16 protein-coding genes are annotated in these 19,343 nt (G+C 71.0%); 4 read left to right on the top strand and 12 right to left on the bottom strand.

Translation table 11 applies throughout. The features are described 5' to 3' along the window. Positions 1-167: 167 nt before the first annotated feature. Positions 168-1,781 (bottom strand): amidohydrolase, encoded by a 1,614-nt coding sequence (locus ACFWYS_RS26380; RefSeq protein ID WP_384773697.1) that lies wholly within the window; start codon positions 1,779-1,781, stop codon positions 168-170. A gap of 122 nt (positions 1,782-1,903) precedes the next feature. Then, positions 1,904-2,344 carry an Lrp/AsnC family transcriptional regulator gene (locus ACFWYS_RS26375; protein ID WP_384773695.1) on the bottom strand — a complete coding sequence of 147 codons (441 nt, stop codon included), beginning with the start codon at positions 2,342-2,344 and terminating at the stop codon, positions 1,904-1,906. Between the two features lie 268 nt (positions 2,345-2,612). Here ACFWYS_RS26375 and ACFWYS_RS26370 point away from each other — a divergent pair, with 268 nt between their 5' ends. After that, complete coding sequence (locus tag ACFWYS_RS26370; protein WP_384773692.1) at positions 2,613-3,050, top strand: hypothetical protein; 438 nt, start codon at positions 2,613-2,615, stop codon at positions 3,048-3,050. Between the two features lie 25 nt (positions 3,051-3,075). Here ACFWYS_RS26370 and ACFWYS_RS26365 read toward each other — a convergent pair whose 3' ends face one another. The 3 genes from ACFWYS_RS26365 to ACFWYS_RS26355 all read right to left on the bottom strand — a co-directional run bounded on the left by ACFWYS_RS26365 (position 3,076) and on the right by ACFWYS_RS26355 (position 6,823). After that, a complete protein-coding gene (locus ACFWYS_RS26365) occupies positions 3,076-4,173 on the bottom strand; it encodes a phosphotransferase family protein (protein ID WP_384773690.1) in 1,098 nt (365 codons plus the stop codon). Between the two features lie 12 nt (positions 4,174-4,185). Next, entirely contained in the window at positions 4,186-5,226 is a 1,041-nt protein-coding gene (locus ACFWYS_RS26360; protein ID WP_384773804.1) for a hypothetical protein, read from the bottom strand. Positions 5,227-5,650: 424 nt separating this feature from the next. Further along, positions 5,651-6,823 (bottom strand): acyl-CoA dehydrogenase family protein, encoded by a 1,173-nt coding sequence (locus tag ACFWYS_RS26355; RefSeq protein WP_384773687.1) that lies wholly within the window; start codon positions 6,821-6,823, stop codon positions 5,651-5,653. Positions 6,824-7,155: 332 nt separating this feature from the next. Between ACFWYS_RS26355 and ACFWYS_RS26350 the strand changes: the two genes are divergently transcribed. Next, the gene (locus ACFWYS_RS26350; RefSeq protein WP_384773684.1) at positions 7,156-8,406 is read left to right on the top strand and encodes a glycoside hydrolase family 18 protein; all 1,251 of its coding nucleotides are present in this window, start codon (positions 7,156-7,158) and stop codon (positions 8,404-8,406) included. Between the two features lie 63 nt (positions 8,407-8,469). On the opposite strand, the gene ACFWYS_RS26345 is transcribed toward ACFWYS_RS26350, so the two are convergent. The 5 genes from ACFWYS_RS26345 to ACFWYS_RS26325 all read right to left on the bottom strand — a co-directional run bounded on the left by ACFWYS_RS26345 (position 8,470) and on the right by ACFWYS_RS26325 (position 13,627). Further along, positions 8,470-9,129 (bottom strand): TetR/AcrR family transcriptional regulator, encoded by a 660-nt coding sequence (locus ACFWYS_RS26345; RefSeq protein WP_384773681.1) that lies wholly within the window; start codon positions 9,127-9,129, stop codon positions 8,470-8,472. 147 nt (positions 9,130-9,276) lie between these two features. Beyond that, positions 9,277-9,417: an SCO1431 family membrane protein gene (locus tag ACFWYS_RS26340; protein ID WP_384773678.1), complete on the bottom strand. Its 141-nt coding sequence runs from the start codon at positions 9,415-9,417 to the stop codon at positions 9,277-9,279. A gap of 46 nt (positions 9,418-9,463) precedes the next feature. Then, positions 9,464-10,843 carry a peptidase C39 family protein gene (locus tag ACFWYS_RS26335; RefSeq protein WP_384773675.1) on the bottom strand — a complete coding sequence of 460 codons (1,380 nt, stop codon included), beginning with the start codon at positions 10,841-10,843 and terminating at the stop codon, positions 9,464-9,466. 251 nt (positions 10,844-11,094) lie between these two features. Beyond that, positions 11,095-12,549 carry an amino acid permease gene (locus tag ACFWYS_RS26330; protein WP_384773672.1) on the bottom strand — a complete coding sequence of 485 codons (1,455 nt, stop codon included), beginning with the start codon at positions 12,547-12,549 and terminating at the stop codon, positions 11,095-11,097. A 124-nt stretch (positions 12,550-12,673) separates the two neighbouring features. Then, on the bottom strand, positions 12,674-13,627 hold the full coding sequence (locus tag ACFWYS_RS26325) for a hypothetical protein (RefSeq protein WP_384773669.1): 954 nt from the start codon (positions 13,625-13,627) through the stop codon (positions 12,674-12,676). Positions 13,628-13,880: 253 nt separating this feature from the next. Between ACFWYS_RS26325 and ACFWYS_RS26320 the strand changes: the two genes are divergently transcribed. Both ACFWYS_RS26320 and ACFWYS_RS26315 read left to right on the top strand, forming a co-directional pair. Beyond that, the gene (locus tag ACFWYS_RS26320; RefSeq protein ID WP_384773801.1) at positions 13,881-14,501 is read left to right on the top strand and encodes a uridine kinase; all 621 of its coding nucleotides are present in this window, start codon (positions 13,881-13,883) and stop codon (positions 14,499-14,501) included. A gap of 431 nt (positions 14,502-14,932) precedes the next feature. Next, positions 14,933-16,798, top strand: coding sequence for an AAA family ATPase (locus ACFWYS_RS26315; RefSeq protein WP_384773667.1), 1,866 nt, complete (start codon positions 14,933-14,935; stop codon positions 16,796-16,798). A gap of 32 nt (positions 16,799-16,830) precedes the next feature. Here ACFWYS_RS26315 and ACFWYS_RS26310 read toward each other — a convergent pair whose 3' ends face one another. Together ACFWYS_RS26310 and ACFWYS_RS26305 are read right to left on the bottom strand one after the other, a co-directional pair. Next, positions 16,831-17,919 (bottom strand): hemolysin family protein, encoded by a 1,089-nt coding sequence (locus ACFWYS_RS26310; RefSeq protein ID WP_384773664.1) that lies wholly within the window; start codon positions 17,917-17,919, stop codon positions 16,831-16,833. Continuing rightward, positions 17,916-19,241, bottom strand: a complete 1,326-nt coding sequence (locus ACFWYS_RS26305; protein ID WP_384773661.1) for a hemolysin family protein — start codon at positions 19,239-19,241, stop codon at positions 17,916-17,918. The genes ACFWYS_RS26310 and ACFWYS_RS26305 overlap by 4 nt, the downstream gene beginning before the upstream one ends. Positions 19,242-19,343 lie beyond the last annotated feature (102 nt).

Below are 19,343 nucleotides of genomic sequence, written 5' to 3'. Positions count from 1 at the left end.
TCGGGCGTCCGGTGGTGGACTCGGCCGAACCTACCGGCCCCGGGCCTCCGCCTGTCAACAGCCGTTTGACCTGCGGGTCTTCGCCCAATTCGCTGGTCAGCGCGGAGGATGCGCAGGTCGCACGCCGGGGTGGTGCGCGACGATCGGACGCGCGCCACCCCGGGAGATCACTCGCCCGGCCGTACGAAGACCGTTCGTCCGCCCACCACCGTGCGCAGGCAGACCGGGAGCTCACGGCCCGGGCTCAGGTCGGGCAGGCCGGGGGTGCCGGAGCGGGGGTCGGTGGACCAGCGCGCGACCCGGTCGTCGGGGGCCTGGACCACGAGTTCGTCGGTGCGCCACACGGCGTAGTCGGCGGGCGCGCCGGGCACCAGGACGCCCGCGTCGTCGCGGCCGATCGCCCGCCAGCCGCCGCGCGTGTGCGCCGTGAACGCGGCGCGCACGGAGACCCGGTGCCCGGGCGTGCGGTGGAAGGCGGCCGCGCGGACCGTGCCCCAGGGGTCGAGGGGGGTGACCGGGCTGTCCGAGCCGAAGGCGAGCGGGACGCCGGCGCGCAGCAGGGCCGCGAAGGGGTTCAGGGTGCGGGCCCGCTCGGCGCCCAGGCGCTGGGCGTACATGCCGTCCTCGCCGCCCCACAGCGCGTCGAACGCGGGCTGGACGGAGGCCGTCAGCCCCAGCTCGGCGAAGGCCGCGACGGTGTCCGGCGTGAGCATCTCGGCGTGCTCGACGCGGTGCCGGGCGGCGCGCACACGGGCCAGGCCGAGCTTCTCGGCGGCGGCGCGCACGCCCTCCACGACGGCGGTCACGGCGGCGTCGCCGATCGCGTGGAAGCCCGCCTGGAGGCCGGCCTCGGTGCAGGCGACGACATGGGCGGCGACGGCGGCCGCGTCCAGGTAGGCGGTGCCGGTGTGGGCGGCGTCGGCGTATGGCTCGTGCAGACAGGCGGTGTGCGAGCCGAGGGCGCCGTCGACGAAGAGGTCGCCGGCCGCGCCGATCGCGCCCAGCTCGCGCGCCCTGGCGATCCCCTCCTCGCCGGGCTCGGCCCAGTAGCCGACGACCCGTGGGCCGGGCTCCTCGGCGGCCAGGCGCAGCAGCCCGGCGAAGTCGTCCTCGCTGGAGATGTCCGGCCCACCGCACTCGTGGACGGTGCCGATGCCGAGCGAGGCGGCCCGGGCGAGGGCGGCGCGCTGGGCCTCGATGCGCTGAGCGGGCGTGATGGAGGCCAGCGCGGTGGCGCGTACGGCGTGATGGGCGTCGGCGACGAGCGGCCCGTCGGCCGCGGTGAGATCACCGGGCGCCATGTCCAGCAGTGCCGTGGTGACGACCGCCGAGTGGACGTCGATGCGGGACAGATACAGAGGACGGCCCCCGGTGGCCTCGTCGAGCTCGGCGCGCGTCGGAGGGCGGCCACCGGGCCAGCGGGCGGCGTCCCAGCCGTGACCGAGGAGGACGCGGTCGTCCGGCCGGGCGGCGGCGAAGTCCCGGACGAGAGCGAGCGCCGCCTCCAGGGAGGGCGCGCCGGACAGGTCGAGCCCGGTCAGGGCGAGGCCTGTGGCGGTGGTGTGCACATGCGCGTCGGTGAACGCCGGGGTGACCAGCGCACCGTCCAGATCGACGACCTCGTCGACGCCCTCGGCAAAGGCATCGGCGGCCCCTTCGGACCCGACCCAGGCGACCTGCCCACGCTCCAGGACCATCGCGGTGGCGAAGGGATCCGCGGGACTGTGGACTTCCCCGCGGCGGAGGAGAACGGTCTGGGGCGGGGCGGAGGTGTCACTCATGGAGAACAGTCTCCCGCCTCCTGCCCAGGCCCTCCGGGCAGGGGTCGACCGCAACGCCGGAGGGGGAGCGAGGAACTGCGCGACCAGCCGCGAACCACCCGCGGCCAAGGGAAGTCCGGCGATCAGATCTTCGGCGGCCTGGCCTCGTACGGCGTGGACAGAACCACCGTCGTCCGCGTGGAAACCCCCGACAGCGACCGCACCCGGGCCAGCAACTCCTCCAGCTCGTGCGGGGTGGCCACCCGCACCTTGAGGATGTAGTTCTCGTCGCCCGCCACGCTGTGGCACGCCTCGATCTCCGGCACGTCCGCCAGCCGGTCCGCGATGTCGTCGGGGGCGCTTGGATCGAACGGCTTCACCGAGATGAACGCGGTCATGGGCAGCCCCACCGCCTCGGGGTCCACGACCGCGGCATAGCCACGGATGACCCCACGCTGCTCCAGCCGCCGCACCCGCTGGTGCACGGCCGACGTGGACAGGCCCGTAGCCTTGCCCAGGTCGGTGTAGCTCATCCGCCCGTCCTTGACGAGCAGCTGCACGATCTGTCGGTCCAGCTCCTCCATGGCGCAAGAACCTACAGGGCCGCTGATCTCCACGGATACCTGAGCGGCCCAGGTCATGCCCGGTTCGTGATGTGATCAGGGGGCGGCTGTGCGCCGGCCGGGGGACAAACCGGCCGCCACAGGCATCTGCGGGCGGCATGTGACGAACGCCACAGTCCCCGAACAGGCTCCGTGATGTGCCCGTGATTAACGCCGAGACCGGACGGGAAGTGCTTGCTGTGGTCGAGGCCGCAGTGCCGTCACGGCCCAGCCCGAGGGGGAGAATCCCATGCAGAGTCTTAAGCGCCCTGGTCGTACCGCGCCCAAGCGCCTTCAGCCGGTCGTCGAGCCCGCTCCGGAGGGCGTCGAACCCGACGACTTCGACGACGAAGAGCTCGACGCGTACGACACCTTCGAGATGTACCGGGTGATCTGCCCGGACTGCGCGCAGCCCATCGCCCTGCTGGCCGACGAGGAGGTCCTGCCGGAGCACGCGCTGTGCGCCTCACCGTGGAACCCCTTCGGCCTCACGGTCTGCGCCGGTACCGGCCGCAGGGCTTCCACCGCCCGCTCCGCCGACGACTCGGCGAAGCCCCACGAGCAGGACACGGCCCTGCTGTTGACGCTCCCTCAGGGGCTCGACTGGCGGACACAGCCCTTCTCGCACGTCGGCGGCCCGGGCTCGCGCCCGATGAGGGTCCCCGAGATGCGCCGCCAGGCCGCCTGAGCGCACGCCGGCCCGGTCGCGTCGCTCAATCCCAGTAGCTGCCCTGCACCATGGCTCGCAGGCTGCCGTGGTGCAGGATCAGTGTGTCCGGGTCCGCCGGGACGTCGACCTCGCCGAAGTGCGCCTGGCGGTAGGCGATCCGCAGCATCACCACGGCGTGTCGCAGAGCGGCGTACAGCGTGTGGAAGTCCATGTCACGCGGGGTGTGGCCGGTGAGGTCGGCATAGCGGGCCTCGATCCGGTCGCGGCGCAGGAAGTCGGGCAGCCCGCGCTGTCCGAAGCCGACCGTCAGGTCGTGGAAGAAGCGGTGCAGATAGACGGTCCAGCCGAGGTCGACCTCGCGCGGGGCCAGTGCCGCCATCTCCCAGTCGAGGACGGCCACGGGTTCGAAACCGTCGTAGACGACGTTCCCGATGCGCGCGTCGCCCCAGTTGAGCACGGACGGGCCCGGATCACGCGGCCAGAACTCCTCCAGGCGGTCGAAAGCGTCCTCGATGAGCGGTGAGCGGGCGAGTCCGTCAACCACCCATTCGTAGTACGCGCGTTGGGCCGTGACATGCCGCCGCAGTGCGTCCCCGTCACCCGGCAGGGTGAGGAACTCGGCCTTTTGCGGCGGGACTTGGTCGTGCAGCCGGGCCAGCAGTCCGACGGTGGCCGCCTCCAGGTGCTCGCGTTCCTCGTCGCTGGCGGCGTGCAGCCAGTTGCCCTCGTAGGTGTACGGCATGACGTCCGGCGGCACCCGCCCCTCGACGCGCTCCATGACGAAGAAGGGCGCCCCCAGCGGGCCGGGGTCCTCCTCCAGCCACAGCACCTTCGGCACGGGCACATCCGTGTGCTCGGCCACGAGGCGCATCGTCCGGTACTGCCGCGGCATGTCGTACACCGGGAACACCGTGTACGCCGCCGGGTCCGCCGCGAGCCGCAACGCACAGGCGCGCACCGGCGGTTCGGGGTGCTCGATGTCGAAGAGCAGGGTCTCGCTGGACATGCCGTTCGACTTGGGAGCGGTGACACCGACCGCCTTGGCGCCGGGCAGCCGGGTGTCGAGCCAGGCGGTGAGGCGGCGGGTGATCTCGTGCGGGTCGCGGGTGGTGGTGCGAGGTCGTGGTGCCGTCGCTGCCATGGCGCGAACCCCCTACGGTGCGGCCGACTCGAAGTCCGTGAACCCGCTCGGCGTGTGCCGCCCGAACGAGCCGTGCTCGAAGATCCCGTGGCCGACCCTGCCGTCCAGCCGGAAGCGGGCGGCGTGGTCGGTGACCCCGTAGGCGGCCAACGGGTGGGCCGCGGTGAGGTCGTAGGTACGGCGGTCGGTCCAGCCGCGCCCCTGCCAGGTGCCGTGCTGCCAGTCGTCGGCGGGCGGATACCCGGCGCCGATGGCGAGCGGGGAGGAGGTGAGGACCTCCACCTCCAGTTCCTGCGGTTTGCGGACGTCGCCGAGGTGGATGAGGGCGCGTTCGGGGTGGCGGGTGCCCGAGCGGTAGCTGATCTCGGGCTGGGGCCAGCCGAGTTGGCGGTCGCGATGGCCGGGGCGGACCAGTGTCGCCTCGTTCAGCGTGCGGTGTCCGTCCGCGTCCTCCTGGACGATCACCATCAGGAACCGGTCGTCGAAGCGCACCGGACACCAGATCCAGTGGAAGCCCTCGGCCGGCCGCTCCTCGGCGAACCGCCCGCCCTCCTCCCCCGGTATCGGGCGCACGCCCCAGCTGCGGTCCCGCGTACCGGTCCACTCGCCCGGCGTGACCCGGAACTCCCGGCCGCCCGCGCGCACGACGCCCTCCACACCACCCGCCTGTACGAAGCGGCGCCCTTCGAGGCTGAGCCGGTCGCCGCGGCGCTGGACGTGGTGAGGCTCCCAGAGGGCGGGGAACTCCGCGGTCCAGGTGATGTCGTACGACAACGTGTCGTCGTCGCAGATCAGCCGCAGCCGGCGCAGCGGCTCCCCGACCTCGATGCGCAGCGGCCCGACGGCGAGCCGCATGCGGTCCTCGCCGAGCGCGTCCGACGCCCGCACCGCGTGCAGGGCGTCCCCCACACGCAGGGTCGCGTAGGCGTCGATCACCCCGACGTTGGGGTACACCCCGAGGCCCACGATCAGCAGGGCGCGGCCCTCGTGGTCGAGGACGTGGAAGATGCAGCGGTCGTAGGCGTTGCGGTCGCTGGTCGCGACGTACCTCATGGACAGGGGCGCCTGATGCACCGGGTACTCGTCGAGCGGTACGGGGCGGTCGTCGTCGGCCACGGCAAGCCTCCCTGGAGACGGCTGGGCTGACGGTACGTCAGACAGCGTCGGGTGGCCAGAGGGCGACCGGCGGGAGGGCCGGATACTCGCGAACTCACGCCCGAATCCCATGGGCGGTGACTTGTCCGCCTGCCTCCGCGTTGCCCTGGTATGCCCCCCACCTATTCAACGACCGGGCCACAGCGCCGCATCTTCGTTCCGCGACCCGCAGGAACGCTTCCGCCCGCGCCGCCGCAGCCGTCCGATCCGCCGATCTACCAGGATCTGATGCGCAAGTGGGCCGACCGGGGCCGGACCCTGCCCGGGCGCCATGATCCGGAGTGGATCGAACTCACGGCGCCACAGGTCAGGCGGGGGCAGTTCAGCGTCCTTCGGGACCTGCCAGGTGACGGGCGATGACCATCCGCTGAATCTGGTTGGTGCCCTCGACGATCTGCAGGACCTTGGCCTCGCGCATATAGCGCTCGGCCGGGAAGTCCGCGGTGTAGCCGTATCCGCCGAGAATCTGGACGGCGTCGGTGGTGACCTTCATCGCGGTGTCGGTGCAGTGCAGTTTGGCCATGGCCGCCTGCTTGGCGAACGGCCGGCCCGCGTCACGCAGCCGCGCCGCCGCCAGATACAGCGCGCGGCCCGCCTCTATCTGGGTCGCCATGTCGGCGAGCATGAAGCGCAGCCCCTGGAAGTCGGCGATCGGCTTGCCGAACTGCCGGCGCTCGGTCGCGTACGCCACCGCCTCGTCCAGCGCCGCCTGGGCCACGCCGATCGCGCAGGCCGCGATGCCGAGCCGCCCGGAGTCGAGCGCGGCCAGGGCGATGGCGAAGCCCTGACCCTCGTCGCCGAGCCGCCGGTCGTCGGAGACCCGCACGCCGTCGAAGTGGACCTGGGCCGTGGGCGAGCCCTTCATGCCCATCTTCTTCTCGGGCACCGCCGCGCTCAGCCCGGCCGCGTCGCCGGGCACCAGGAACGCGGTGATCCCGCGCGGGCCGTCCTCGCCGGTGCGCGCCATGACCGTGTAGAAGTCGGCGATGCCGCCGTGCGTGATCCATGCCTTGGTGCCGCTGATCACCCAGCCGTCGCCGTCCCCCATCGCCCTGGTCCGCAGGGAGGCCGCGTCCGACCCCGACGACGGCTCGGAGAGGCAGTACGCACCGAGGAGCCTGCCGCCGAGCATCGCGGGCAGGTGCTCGACCTGCTGCTGCTTGGTGCCGTAGGTGGCCAGGGCATAGGAGGCGAGGGTGTGCACGCTGACACCGAGGCCGACCGTGAGGCGGACCGCGGCGAGCTCTTCGAGGACCTGGAGGTAGACCTCGTACGGCTGGTCGCCGCCGCCGTACTCGGAGTCGTACGGCAGGCCGAGCAGTCCGGATTCGGAGAGCAGGGTGAAGACCTCGCGCGGGAAGCGTCCGGCGTCCTCCTCCTCGGCCGCGTTCGGGGCGATCTCGCGCTGCGCGATGTCGCGGACGAGCGAGATCAGATCCCGGGCCTCGTCCGTGGGCAGTTGACGGTCCACCGGCTGCGGGGCGCGGTCGGGCATGGCGACGCTCTCCTCCCTTTCGGGAATGTCGGCGGTCGCACGCCTTGGGTGGGGCGGCTCCGCCTGGTGTCTCGGGCGCTGGCCGGTACTCCGCTCCCGGGTCACGGAAGCTGCTGACCAGCGGCTCTGCGGTGAGTATGCCCGATCGAGGACATCGAGTCACCAGTTAACGACCGCTTACTCCAAGAAACTTTCCCCTTCTCCCCCGCTTCCCAAATTGGTCCGAACCATTGACCAATTGGTCTAGTCCTCCTAGCGTTTCGGTCCAACGCCTCTCCGCGTTCATGCCAATCGGCGTGCGATCCCCTCTGTCCTCTGCGAGGAGACACCCGATGCACACCCCGCTCCCCTCCCGCGCTCGCGGCCGCACCCTGCCGGCCGCCGCGTGTTCCGCCGCGCTCGGCGCCGCCCTGCTCGCCGGTGCCGGTACGGCGACCGCCGACCAGGACGGCCCGGACCAGGACGGTGCCCGCAGGGCGGCCGGCTCCAAGGTGGTCGGCTACTTCACCGACTGGGGCATCTACGACCGCCAGTACTACGTCAGGAACATCGAGACCTCCGGCTCGGCGAAGAAGCTCACGCACATCAACTACGCCTTCGGGAACGTCGTCGGCGGCAAATGCACGCTCGGCGACTCCTGGGCGGACACCGACAGGCCGTTCACCGCGGCCGAGTCCGTGGACGGCGTCGCGGACACCGCGGGCCAGTCCCTGAGCGGCAACTTCAACCAGCTGCGCAAGCTGAAGAAGCTGCACCCGAACCTCAAGGTGGTCTGGTCGTTCGGCGGCTGGAGCTGGTCCGGCGGCTTCGGCGAGGCGGCCAAGAACCCGGCCGCGTTCGCCCAGTCCTGCCACGACCTGGTCGAGAACCCCAAGTGGGCGGACGTCTTCGACGGCATCGACATCGACTGGGAGTACCCGGGCGCCTGTGGGCTGACCTGCGACACCAGCGGACAGGAGGCGTTCCCCGAGCTGATGAAGGCGCTGCGTGCCAAGTTCGGCAAGCGGGATCTGGTCACGGCGGCGATCACGGCCGACGCGAGCGAGGGCGGCAGGATCGACGCGGCGAACTACGCGGGCGCGGCCCGGTACGTCGACTGGTACAACCCGATGACGTACGACTACTTCGGCGCCTGGGCGGCCACCGGCCCCACGGCCCCCCACTCCCCGCTGCAGTCCTACCCGGGCATCCCGCAGCAGGGCTACAACACGGCCGCCACCATCGCCAAGCTCAAGGGCCTGGGCGTCCCGTCCTCGAAGCTGCTGCTCGGCATCGGTTTCTACGGCCGCGGCTGGACCGGCGTCACCCAGGCGGCCCCCGGCGGTACCGCCACCGGCCCGGCGAAGGGCACCTACGAGGACGGCTTCGAGGACTACAAGGTGCTCAAGCGGACCTGCCCGGCGACCGGCACGGTGGGCGGCACCGCGTACGCCAAGTGCGGCAACGACTGGTGGAGCTACGACACCCCGGCGACGATCGCGACCAAGATGCGGTTCAAGGACCGGCAGGGGCTGGGCGGCACCTTCTTCTGGGAGCTCAGCGGAGACACCGCGAACGGTGAGCTGATCAAGGCCATCAAGTAGCGGGATCCACGGGGGGCTTGGGGCGGAGGACCACGAGACCTCCGCCCCCTGCCGTGCTCCGGTTCAGTCGTCCCGTCGGGCCGGATCGGGGGTCTTGTAGGCGGGGTCGAGTTCCTCGATGGCGCGCATGGCGCCGCCCAGGGTCTTCACCAGCAGGTCGCGCATGGTGTCGCGGGGCAGCTCGGGGCGGTCGATCCAGTCGAGGGTGGCGCCCTCCACGCTGCACACCCAGGCCAGCAGGCCCATCCGGGCCAGCGGAGCGATGTCGGTGCGGCCGTACGCCCCCTCGGCGAGCGTCGCCACGATCGCCTCGCGCACCCCGTCCCGGATGGAGTGCACCTCGGCGTCGAAGCCGACGCCGCCGCTGACGATGGTGCGGAAGGCCGCCTGGTTGTGCTCGGCGTAGCGCAGATAGCTGTCGATGGTGCGATGGACCCGGTCCACCGGCTCCAGTTCGAGGCCGCCCGCCGCGAAGGTCACCAGGTCGGCGACGGAGTCCTCGATGATCGCCAGGTAGTAGCCGCGCTTGGACTGGAAGTAGTAGTAGATGAGCCCCTTGGCGACATGGGCCTGCCGGGCGATGTCGTCCATGGAGAGCGCGTCGTACGACGTGTCGGCGAACAACTTCCGCCCGATGGTGATGAGTTCGGCACGACGCGCCACCGAACGCTCGGTGCCGCGAGCCCGGGGACGGGCCGCTTCGCGCTGTTGACTAATATTCAATTTCGAACCCTGGATTCCAACGGGCGGCGGGACATCGGCAGTATGGCAGACCCGCATCAGCTGCTCGTTCGAGTCTGATCGACTCTGATGGGTTCGCTCGACATCGGGTCGGCATATGTCCGACCAAAGCATCGAGTGTGTGTCAGGTCACAACAGGCCGAGCTGGGTGACAAGCATCGCGACGACCACGACGAGGGTCCAGCCCATGACGTGCTCGACGATCTTCGGGCCGTCTCCCTCGGGGCCGCCGGTACGGACGCGGGCGGCGGTGGCAGAGTGCGCGGTCATACGCCCACCCTGCCACCGGGATCGGCTTCTGCGGCGGAGACCTTGCTCACAGCACCCCGACCGCGGCGAGCGCCGCACGCTGGCGCGGTGTCGGACAGGCCGGGAAGTACAGGTAGCAGACGCCTCCGGTGCCGGAGACGACCTTGCCCGAGGCGTTGTACCGCTTGGTCCGCAGCCAGATGTTCTCCCATTCGCGCCGCTTGTAGACGCGCCGCACCGCCTCGTTGCTCGGCGAGAACGGGTCGTTGGCGATCACGTCGCCGTCCGCGGTGAACCCTATGACGGTCATCAGATGCCCGGCGGTGCCGTACCCCGCCCCCGTCAGCTCCTCCTTCCGGAAGGACTGCGACGTTATGGCCGGGATGCCGGCCGCGATCAGCGTCTCCAGATCGGTGAGCGAGCCGAGCCGGGTCACGACGGCCCGGAGGTCCTCGAAGGTGGCCGCGTAGGCGGCGTTGAACGGCCAGTTCCCGCAGCCCTCGTACTGGTAGTCGAAGGTGAACCGGGCCGCGTGGCAGACCTGTGGGTCGGCGAACGACGGGTCGACCCAGGCCAGCTGCTCCGGGGTGAGGCGGCCGCCCCAGTACTCGATGATCATCTGCGAGGAGGTGGGGCTGCACCAGGCCTCGCCCCCGTTGTCGTACTCGGGGTACTGCCCGGTGTGGATCTCCTGCGAGTAGCGCGGGACGACCAGCTCGCGGGCGAGGCCGGGGGTGCTGGCCGGGACGGTGAAGCGGTCGGGGACGTCGGAGCCCATCGCGCCGACCCGCCACACCTTGGGCGTGAGCCGGGTGCCGGGCCTGCGGTAGAGGGTCAGCCGCAGCCGGTAGGAGCTGAGACGCAGCCCGGTGGCCGGGTCGTCGATGGCGAAGGTGTCCGTCCAGATGCTGCTCCTGCCGTCGCTCTGGTCGTCGACCGAGGTCCGCCTGATGTCCTGGTCGCCCGCCGCCCAGCGGCCCATCACGTACCACGGGGTGGCGGTGCCGTCGGAGTAGGTGCCCGCGAGCTCGATCAGGAGCCAGGTGCCGTCGGGGGTGTGCGCGTTCCAGGAGGCGATGGCCTCGGTCGCGGGGACGCCTAGCTCATGGACGGGGGACGTCCAGGTCGCGTACTCCCAGCGGGCGGTCCGCCCGGTGTGCGGGTCGGTGTAGTCGGTGGTGCCGGCGGGCCTGGCGATCACGAGGCCGGGGCGGGAGCCCGCGGCGGCGCGCGTCCCCTCGTGGGTCCCGCAGCGCCAGTCGGCGTACGTGGTCCAGGCGCGGTTGTCGACCGTACGGGCCGGGGTCGGAGCGGGGGGCACGGGATCGGCGGGGGCTTCGGCGCCGGTGTCGGCGGCGGCCGGCCCCGCGGTGCCGGCGACGGCTGCGGCTGCGGCGACCGCGGCAGCCAGAACGTTTCTCCGGGACGGCTGTTCGGCTCTGCTCATGGGCGCAAACCCCCAGGTCTCCGAGTCGGGCAGGTCCAGTGCACAGTTGTCCGCCAACTATGGCCGCAGGCGGCACCGTCTGCCAGCACTTCGGTCCCCGGCGCGCCCACGTTCATCGGTGTCGGCCACTGGCGGGTACAGGGGCGGCCGTCGCCCCCAACCACCTTACGAGCAGGGCGAGATGAGCGGGAGAGGGGGCCCGGCGTACGCCACCGCGAGGGCGTGCGTACGCCGGGACCCGTGCCGGGGCCTCAGACCAGGTCCATGGCCGCCACCTCGTCCGGACGGCCGTAGCTGACGGGCCCGTGGAAGCGGCGGCGGGCGGTGGTGAACCACCACACCGTGGCCACGGCGAGGACGGCGGCCAGGGCGACCGGCGCGTAGTTGAACGATTCGGCGGTGACCGGTGAGGCCTGCGGCAGCATGAACAGGATGCTGCTGAGCAGGATCCAGGTCACCGCGACGATCCCGACCGGACGTCCCCAGCGGCCCAGATGCCAGGGCCCTGGCTGGAACTCGTCCCCGAGTCGCAGCCGGAGCAGGATCGGGACGGCGTAGGCGAGGAAGAGTCCGACGACGTTGACGCTGACGATGGCGGTGAACGCCGTGTGCGACCACCAGCCGGGCAGCACGAGCGCCAGCGAGCAGGCGACCGCCAGCCACACCGCCTTGACGGGGGTGCGGGTGCGCGGCGAGACCGAGTGCCACCAGCGGGAGCCGGGCATCGCGCCGTCCCGGGAGAAGGCGAAGATCTGCCGGGTGTTGCTGGTGAGATTGGCCAGACCACAGAAGAGCATGGCGCCGATCACGATCAGCAGCAGTGCCTTCGCGGTGCCGACCCCGAGCCCGTCGATGAGGATCTGCACGGGAGGTGCGTCGGCGCTCGCCACCCGGTCGTAGTCACGAATGCTGTAGACCAATGCGAGCATCAGCAGCAGCCCCGAGATCGCCGAGTAAGCGATCGCCCGCGTGATCCCGCGCGGTGCGTTGACCGTCGCCCGCACCGTTTCCTCGGACATGTGGAAGCTGCCGTCGAAGCCGGTGAAGGTCCAGCTCGTGACCAGCAGCCCGAGCATCCCGCCGTAAAGGCCGCTCGTGAAACCGGTGTTGTTCGCGAAATGCGTGACAAAGGAAGCCGACTGATGATGGTCGGGCATGACGATCAGGGCGGTGACGATCACCACCAGTCCGCTCAGCAGCCACCACACGGAGATCCGGTTCAGTACGGCCACCAGCTGCACGGTGTAGGTGTTGGCGAGCCCCTGCAACACGATGATCAGGCCCGTGATCAGCACCGTCCGGTGCGGCGTCGGCTCGTACGAGGGCCACTGCAGGGCCATGAAGGCCTGTACGAAGGTGGCGGCGGCGTAGCCGGTTGCGGCGGTGCCGCCGACCTGGCCCACGAAGTTCAGCCAGCCGGTGTACCAGGACCAGGCGCCCTTGTGCCGTTTGGCGAGCTTTCCGGCGGAGAAATACAGCGCACCGCTCGTCGGATAGGCCGAGGCGACTTCCGCCATCGCTGCCCCCACGAAGAGCACCATGACGGAGACGCCGATCCAGCCGAAGACGAGAATGCTGGGTCCGCCCGCGTTCAGACCGAAACCGAATCCCGAGAAGATACCCGAGATTATGTTGATGATGGTGAACGAGATGGCGAAATTGTCGAACGCCTGAAAACGCCGCGTGAGTTTCCTCGGATAACCCATCGCATGCAGGGTCGCATCGTCGTCGAGCTCGATCGGAGCGGCTCCCCCGCGGGCTTTCGCACGCTGAGCCGATATCCGTTGCTGCACGGGTCGGACCTTTCTCTCGGTGGGGGGTTGAGATGCGTCAGACGGCCGGTACGGGCAGACCGCAGGCGCGGCGCGCCCGGGACAGCTGCTCGGCCGGGTCGCCGAAGACGCACCAGGGCATCCGGGAGGCGTAGGGCCCCATCGTGGTGAAGACGGCGCGTGCCTCCTCCTCGCGCCGGGCCATGACCAGGGCGTGTGCCAGGTAGGCCAGGTCGAGGACGGGGGTGAACTGATATTCGGCCACCGCGGGCAGCCACTGCTCGTGGATCGCCAGGGCGGTCGCGGTCCATTGCGGCTGCTCCCAGACGCGGTCGGCTAGCAGTTGGGTCGGGTCGTAGCACTCGACCAGGGCCACCAGCGGCAGCAGGCGCAGCGGTGAGTCGGCGGGGGCGCGCTGGCCGAGGAAGGCGGCGACGTCCCAGGCGCCGGTGACGGAGCCGCCGTGCCGCGGGAAGAAGCAGGCCAGGAAGCGGTGGTGGGCCTCGCGGTGCCAGGGGTCGAGCGAGAGGACGTGCGCGAACAGGCGCCATGGCCCGGCGGGTGCCGTGAGCAGACCGCGCGGCGCCTGGTCGCGCAGCCGGTGCAGCCGGGCCATGGCCAGCTTGGCCACCCAGGGGGTGGGATCGGCCGGGTCGGCCGACGCGGCCCGGTCGCAGGCGGCCAGCGCTATCCGCTCCAGTGCCTCGGTGCGCGGGTCGCGGGCGTCGGCCGCGCGCAGCGCCCGCAGCACGGCCACCCGTGCCCACAGCAGTGCCGCCTCGGCGCCGGGCTCCTCGGCCAGCCAGCGCTCGACGAGGTCGGAGTCGGCGGCCTCCGAGGCGAGCACCAGGGAGCGATGGGCGCGCAGACGGGCGTTACCGCGCGTCTCGGCCAGGGCGTCGCGGGCGCTGAGATATCGGCCGGCCCGGACATCGACGCATACGCTCGCGAGCACGCGGTCGTCGGCCGCCGGATGCCACACATACTGCCCTTCGAATAACCCCGCGGCCATCTGTCCCAGCCCATCCCCGTTACGGTGCCTCACAGTTGTGCACCAAGCACCCTACTCACCACGGGTCTCAACCGGAACGTAGATTTCGATGTGGCGGCCGGAGTTTTTCGGCGGCATTGCACAGAACCGGCCGCTAGTTCAAAGCGACACGTTTTCTGTTCGGGTCGCGCCATCCACGTCAAGTACGCGCTTTCAGCCCTAGTAGAATGTTCCACAGAAATATGCCCATCACCGCTCGTCACCGGGAAAAACGATTCACGACCTCGCCACCCGGCTCCGCCGGCTCCCCCCGTCCTGCGGCCCCGTCCGTCTGATCGGTGTCGACGGGCACGCCGGTTCCGGAAAGTCCACGTTCGCCGGACAGTTGGCCCGGGCACTGGGCGACGCCCCCGTGCTCCATCTCGACGACATCGCCAGCCATGACGAGCTGTTCGAGTGGACCGACCGGCTGCTGGCCCAGGTGATCGCACCGCTCGCCCGGGGCGAGAGCGCCCACTACACGCCCTACGACTGGCGGGCCCGCCGGTTCGGACCGCCCGCCCCCGTGCCGCCCGCCCCGGTGATCGTCGTCGAGGGCGTCGGCGCCGGCCGCCGTGCGCTGCGCCCGTATCTCGCCCGGCTGCTGTGGATGGAGCTGCCGCACGAGGAGTCCTGGCTGCGCGGCCGCTCACGGGACGGAGAGGAGCAGCGGGAGTTCTGGCGCGGGTGGGTCCGGGCGGAGCTGAGGCACTTCACCGACGACCCGTCCAGGCCGTTCGCCGACCTTCTGATTCGGCAGTGCGGCAAGGGATATGAGGTGCTCACTGGGCCTGCCGGGACGGTTGGACCGGACCAGCCCATCACGCAGGGTGACGACCCATCGGCAATGTGCTGAACTTGTGAAGAGCCTTGCGGGGGAAGTTCCCGGAGTGCTCCAACTCGGCTTGACCCGGGGGCCGTACAGGACTTACGTTCTCAATGTGCGGCCTATCGAGGTCGCCCCCTTACGCGAAGCCCCCGGTTGTTCCCCCGTGATCGGGGGCTTCGTTCTGCCCTCACACCCTCATTCCGGGCGCCGAGAGGCGTGGTTCGCTCACCCTCGGTCACCAAAGACTCGCGCCCGATCTGCTCCCACCTCGTCAAACGTCCGGTGCGGCACCCTGGGGCGGGCCATGCCCGCGCAGGTACGATGCCCTCGGTGCGACCTACGGACGGCTGCTCTGCGCACCGTTGCAACTCCGGTCCGCGGTACGGCGGTTCGAACAAGGCGGCCCCGGGCGACGGCCCGGTGGCCAACCGACGGGGGCACGGTTTGTGGGGGACGTGATGGACTTCGGCATGCAGGGCCCCGAGGCCCCGGCCGACCTCGCCTGGCTGCGGGGTGTGGACGCCTACACGATGGGGGCCTATCCGCAGGCGGAGGAGGAGTTCCGCACCGCGGTGCGGATCGATCCCGGGATGGCCGACGGCTGGCTCGGCCTGCACGCGCTGCGCGTCGACACGACGACCGCGCTGCTGCGGATGTTCCGGCATCGGGACCGCTTCGGGGAACAGCGGGCCCGGCATCGGCGGGCGCTGAACTCCTGGTACTGGCTGGGCTGGTGGGTGCAGCCGGTCCTGGAGAGCCCGCGGGATCTGCTGCTGGCGCACGCCTCGCACTGGCTGGACGGCAGGCATGTCCCGGAGCTGGACCGGGCGCTGGCCGGGCTCCCGCCCGTGGACACCGATCATCAGGTCCGCTTTCTGCACGCCTGCCGCGCCTATCTGGTCAAGGACTGGGAACAGCTGGTCCGGCACACCGACCCGCTGCTCGACGACGCGCTGCTCGGCATCGAGGCGGGCCTGTTCGGCGGCATGGCCCGGGTTCGGCTGGAGATGTACGGCCAGGCCGAGCCGCTGCTGTCGGCCGCGCTGATGCGGTGCCGCAGCGAGCAGCCGCAGCGCAAGGAGCTGCGGTACTGGCTGGCCCGGGCGCACGAGGGCACGGGCAGGTCGGCGGCCGCGTTACCGCTCTACCGTGCCGTGCACCGCGTCGACCCCGCCTTCATGGACACCTCGGCCCGGCTCGCGGCGATCGCCGAGTGCGACGGGTACGACGACCCCGCCGACCTCGCGGCGATCACGCTGACCGGGATCGGGCAGGACATGGTCGACGGCCCCGACGGGCTCGACCCGCTCTTCGGCACCGAGGGCAGGGACCTGCGGCTGCCCGACCCGGATCTGCCGCCGACCGGTGCGCTGCCGTCCGTGGTGGATCCGGCGGTGCGCGAGAAGGCGAGCGGGGCGCCGGATCCGCTGCCCGCCGGGCCGACCGACCCCGGGCTGCTTGAGGAGGCGCTCGCCGAACTGGAGCGCATGGTGGGCCTGGAGCCCGTCAAACGCCAGGTCAAGGCGCTCTCCGCCCAGTTGAACATGGCCCGGTTGCGCACCGGGCAGGGCCTGCCGGTGCAGCCACCCAAACGGCACTTCGTCTTCTCCGGCCCCTCCGGCACCGGCAAGACCACGGTCGCCCGCATCCTGGGCCGGGTCTTCTACGCCCTCGGCCTGCTCGGCGGCGACCATCTCGTGGAGGCCCAGCGGGCCGATCTGGTCGGCGAGTATCTGGGCCAGACGGCCGTGAAGGCCAACGAGCTCATCGACTCCGCGCTCGGCGGGGTGCTGTTCGTGGACGAGGCGTACTCCCTGTCCAACACCGGCTACGGCAAGGGCGACGCCTACGGCGACGAGGCACTGCAGGTACTGCTGAAGCGGGCCGAGGACAACCGGGACCACCTGGTGGTGATCCTCGCCGGCTACCCCGAGGGCATGGACCGGCTGCTGGCCGCCAACCCCGGCCTGTCCTCGCGCTTCACGACCCGCGTCGACTTCCCGTCCTACCGCCCCCTCGAACTCACCTCGATCGGTGAGGTCCTCGCCGCGGAGAACGGTGACGTGTGGGACGAGGAGGCACTGGACGAGCTGCGGTCCATCGCCGGGCATGTGGTCGATCAGGGGTGGATCGACGAGTTGGGCAACGGGCGGTTCCTGCGGACGCTGTACGAGAAGAGCTGTGCCTATCGGGATCTGCGGCTGTCGACCTATCCGGGCGCCCTGACACGGGACGACCTGTCGACCTTGCGGTTGCCGGATCTGATGCAGGCGTACGGGGAGGTCCTGTCGGGGAGGGGCCCGCAGGATCCGTCTGCCATGTGAGGCAGGCGGATCCCGCGGGCTCCGCCCGGGCCCTATCCGGCCAGTACCCCTTCCGGCTCCCCACTGCTCACCCGCGGCCCGGTGACCCGGACCTCCGGCAGCTCCCTATGGGCCGGATCCCGTACCTCGCCGACCAGCAGCTCCAGTACGTCCTCCAGGGCGACGAGCCCCAGGACCCTGCCGGACGCGTCGGCCACCTGGGCCAGATGGGTCGCGGCGCGGCGCATCACGGTGAGGGCGTCGTCCAGCGGGAGTTCCGAGCGCAGGGTCGTCATCGGGCGCCACACCTGCTGCGGCACCGCACGCTCGGACTCCTCCAGGTCGAGTACGTCCTTCACATGCAGGTAGCCCATGAAGGCGCCGTTCTCCGTGGCGACCGGGAAGCGGGAGTAGCCGGTGCGGGCGGTGAGGGCGACGATCTGTCCCGGGGTGACCGACGGGCTGACCGTGACCAGGGACTCACGGTCGAGGAGTACGTCCGTCACCGGGCGGGAGCCCAGTTCCAGCGCGTCCTCCAGACGTTCCTGCTCCTCGGGGTCGAGCAGTCCCGCCTGGCCGGAGTCCTCCACGAGCCGGTTGAGCTGCTCGCTGGTGAACACCGCCTCGATCTCGTCCTTCGGCTCGACCCGGAACAGCCGCAGAATGGCCTGCGCGACCGCGCCGAGGGCCACCGTGATCGGCTTGCAGAAGCGGGCGAACCAGACCAGGCCGGGGCTGAGCCACAGCGCGGCCTTCTCCGGCGCCGCCATCGCCAGGTTCTTCGGCACCATCTCGCCGATGACCAGATGGAAGAAGACCACCGCGGCGAGCGCGATCACATACGTCAGCGGATGGATCATGCCGTCCGGCAGATGGATCCACTCGAACACCGGCTCCAGCAGATGCGCCACCGTCGGCTCGGCGACCGCGCCGAGCGTCAGCGAGCAGACCGTGATGCCGAACTGGGCCGCGGCCATCATCTGCGGCAGCCGCTGAAGGCCGTACAGGACCTGACGGGCCCGTGCCGTGCCCAGCGGTTCGATCTGGCTGCGGCGGACCGAGACGAGGGCGAACTCGGCGCCGACGAAGAAACCATTGGCCAGCACGAGCAGCGCGGCGAAGAGAAGTTGGAGCACGCTCATCGGGCGACCTCCACCACGGGCCCGGTCCGGACCAGCCGGACCCGCTCGGCGCGGTAGTGGCCGACCCGGCGCACCGACAGCCGCCAGCCCGGCAGTTCCGCCCGGTCACCGACGGCCGGGATGCGCCCGAGCAGGTCGGCGACCAGTCCGGCGACGGTCTCGTACGGCCCCTCGGGCACATCGAGGCCTATGCGCTGAAGGATGTCGACCCGGCAGCTGCCGTCGGCGTCCCAGGCGGGCCGGCCGTCCTCCGGCGGGGCGGCGGCGAGTTCGGGCAGGTCCTGACCGTCGTGCTCGTCGCGGACCTCGCCGACGATCTCCTCGACGATGTCCTCCAGCGTGACCACGCCGGCCGTACCGCCGTACTCGTCGACGACGACCGCGATGGGCTGCTCGCTGCGCAGCTGGGCGAGGAGCGGCTGGACCGGCAGGGTCTCGGGGACCAGCAGCGCCGGGCGGGCGATACGGCCGACGGGCGTGCGCAGCCGGTCACTCGAACGGATCGCCAGCGCGTCCTTCAGATGGACCATGCCGACGATTTCGTCGATCTTCTCCCGGTAGACCGGAAAACGGGACAGACCGGTCGCGCGGGTCAGGTTCACCACGTCCTCGGCCGTGGCCGACGACTGCAGGGCGCTGACCTTCACGCGTGGGGTCATCACATGCTGCGCGGTCAGTTCGCCCAGCGACAGCGTCCGTACGAAGAGATCCGCGGTGTCCTGTTCCAGGGCGCCGGCCTGGGCGGAGTGGCGGGCCAGGGAGACGAGTTCGGCGGGGGTGCGGGCGGAGGCCAGCTCCTCGGTGGGCTCGATTCCCATCGCCCGGACGAGGCGGTTGGCGACGGAGTTCAGCCCGGCGATCACCGGGTGGAACAGCCGTGCGAAGGCGTGCTGCGGGCCGGCGACGAAGCGCGCGACCTGCATCGGCCGGGACACCGCCCAGTTCTTGGGCACGAGCTCGCCGATCACCATCTGCACGGCCGAGGCCAGCAGCATGCCGACGACCACGGCCACCCCGGACACCGCGCCCTCGGGGACGCCGATCGCGGTGAAGGGGACACCGAGCAGCTCCGCGAGCGCCGGTTCGGCGAGCATGCCGACGACGAGGGAGGTGATGGTGATGCCGAGCTGGGTGCCGGAGAGCTGGAAGGACAGTTCCCTGAGCGACTCGACGACCCGGTGGGCGCGCTTGTCGCCCTCCGCGGCGGCCTTTTCGGCGTCCGTCGCCTCGACCGTGACCAGGCCGAACTCGGCGGCCACGAAGAAGCCGTTGGCGAGGATCAGGAGGAACGCGGCTGCGAGCAGCAGCAAGGAGATGGTCATGATGCCGCCGCCCCGGTATGTCGGGGGCGGGCGGCGCAGGTACTACAGGACGATCCGTCCATCGCTGGAGGGAATCACTCCTCGGGTAGCAGGGGGGACCTC

The sequence above is a fragment of the Streptomyces sp. NPDC059010 genome (genome assembly GCF_042740355.1).
In the GTDB taxonomy this organism is placed as follows: domain Bacteria; phylum Actinomycetota; class Actinomycetes; order Streptomycetales; family Streptomycetaceae; genus Streptomyces.
This window is presented reverse-complemented; position numbering and strand designations above follow the sequence as displayed.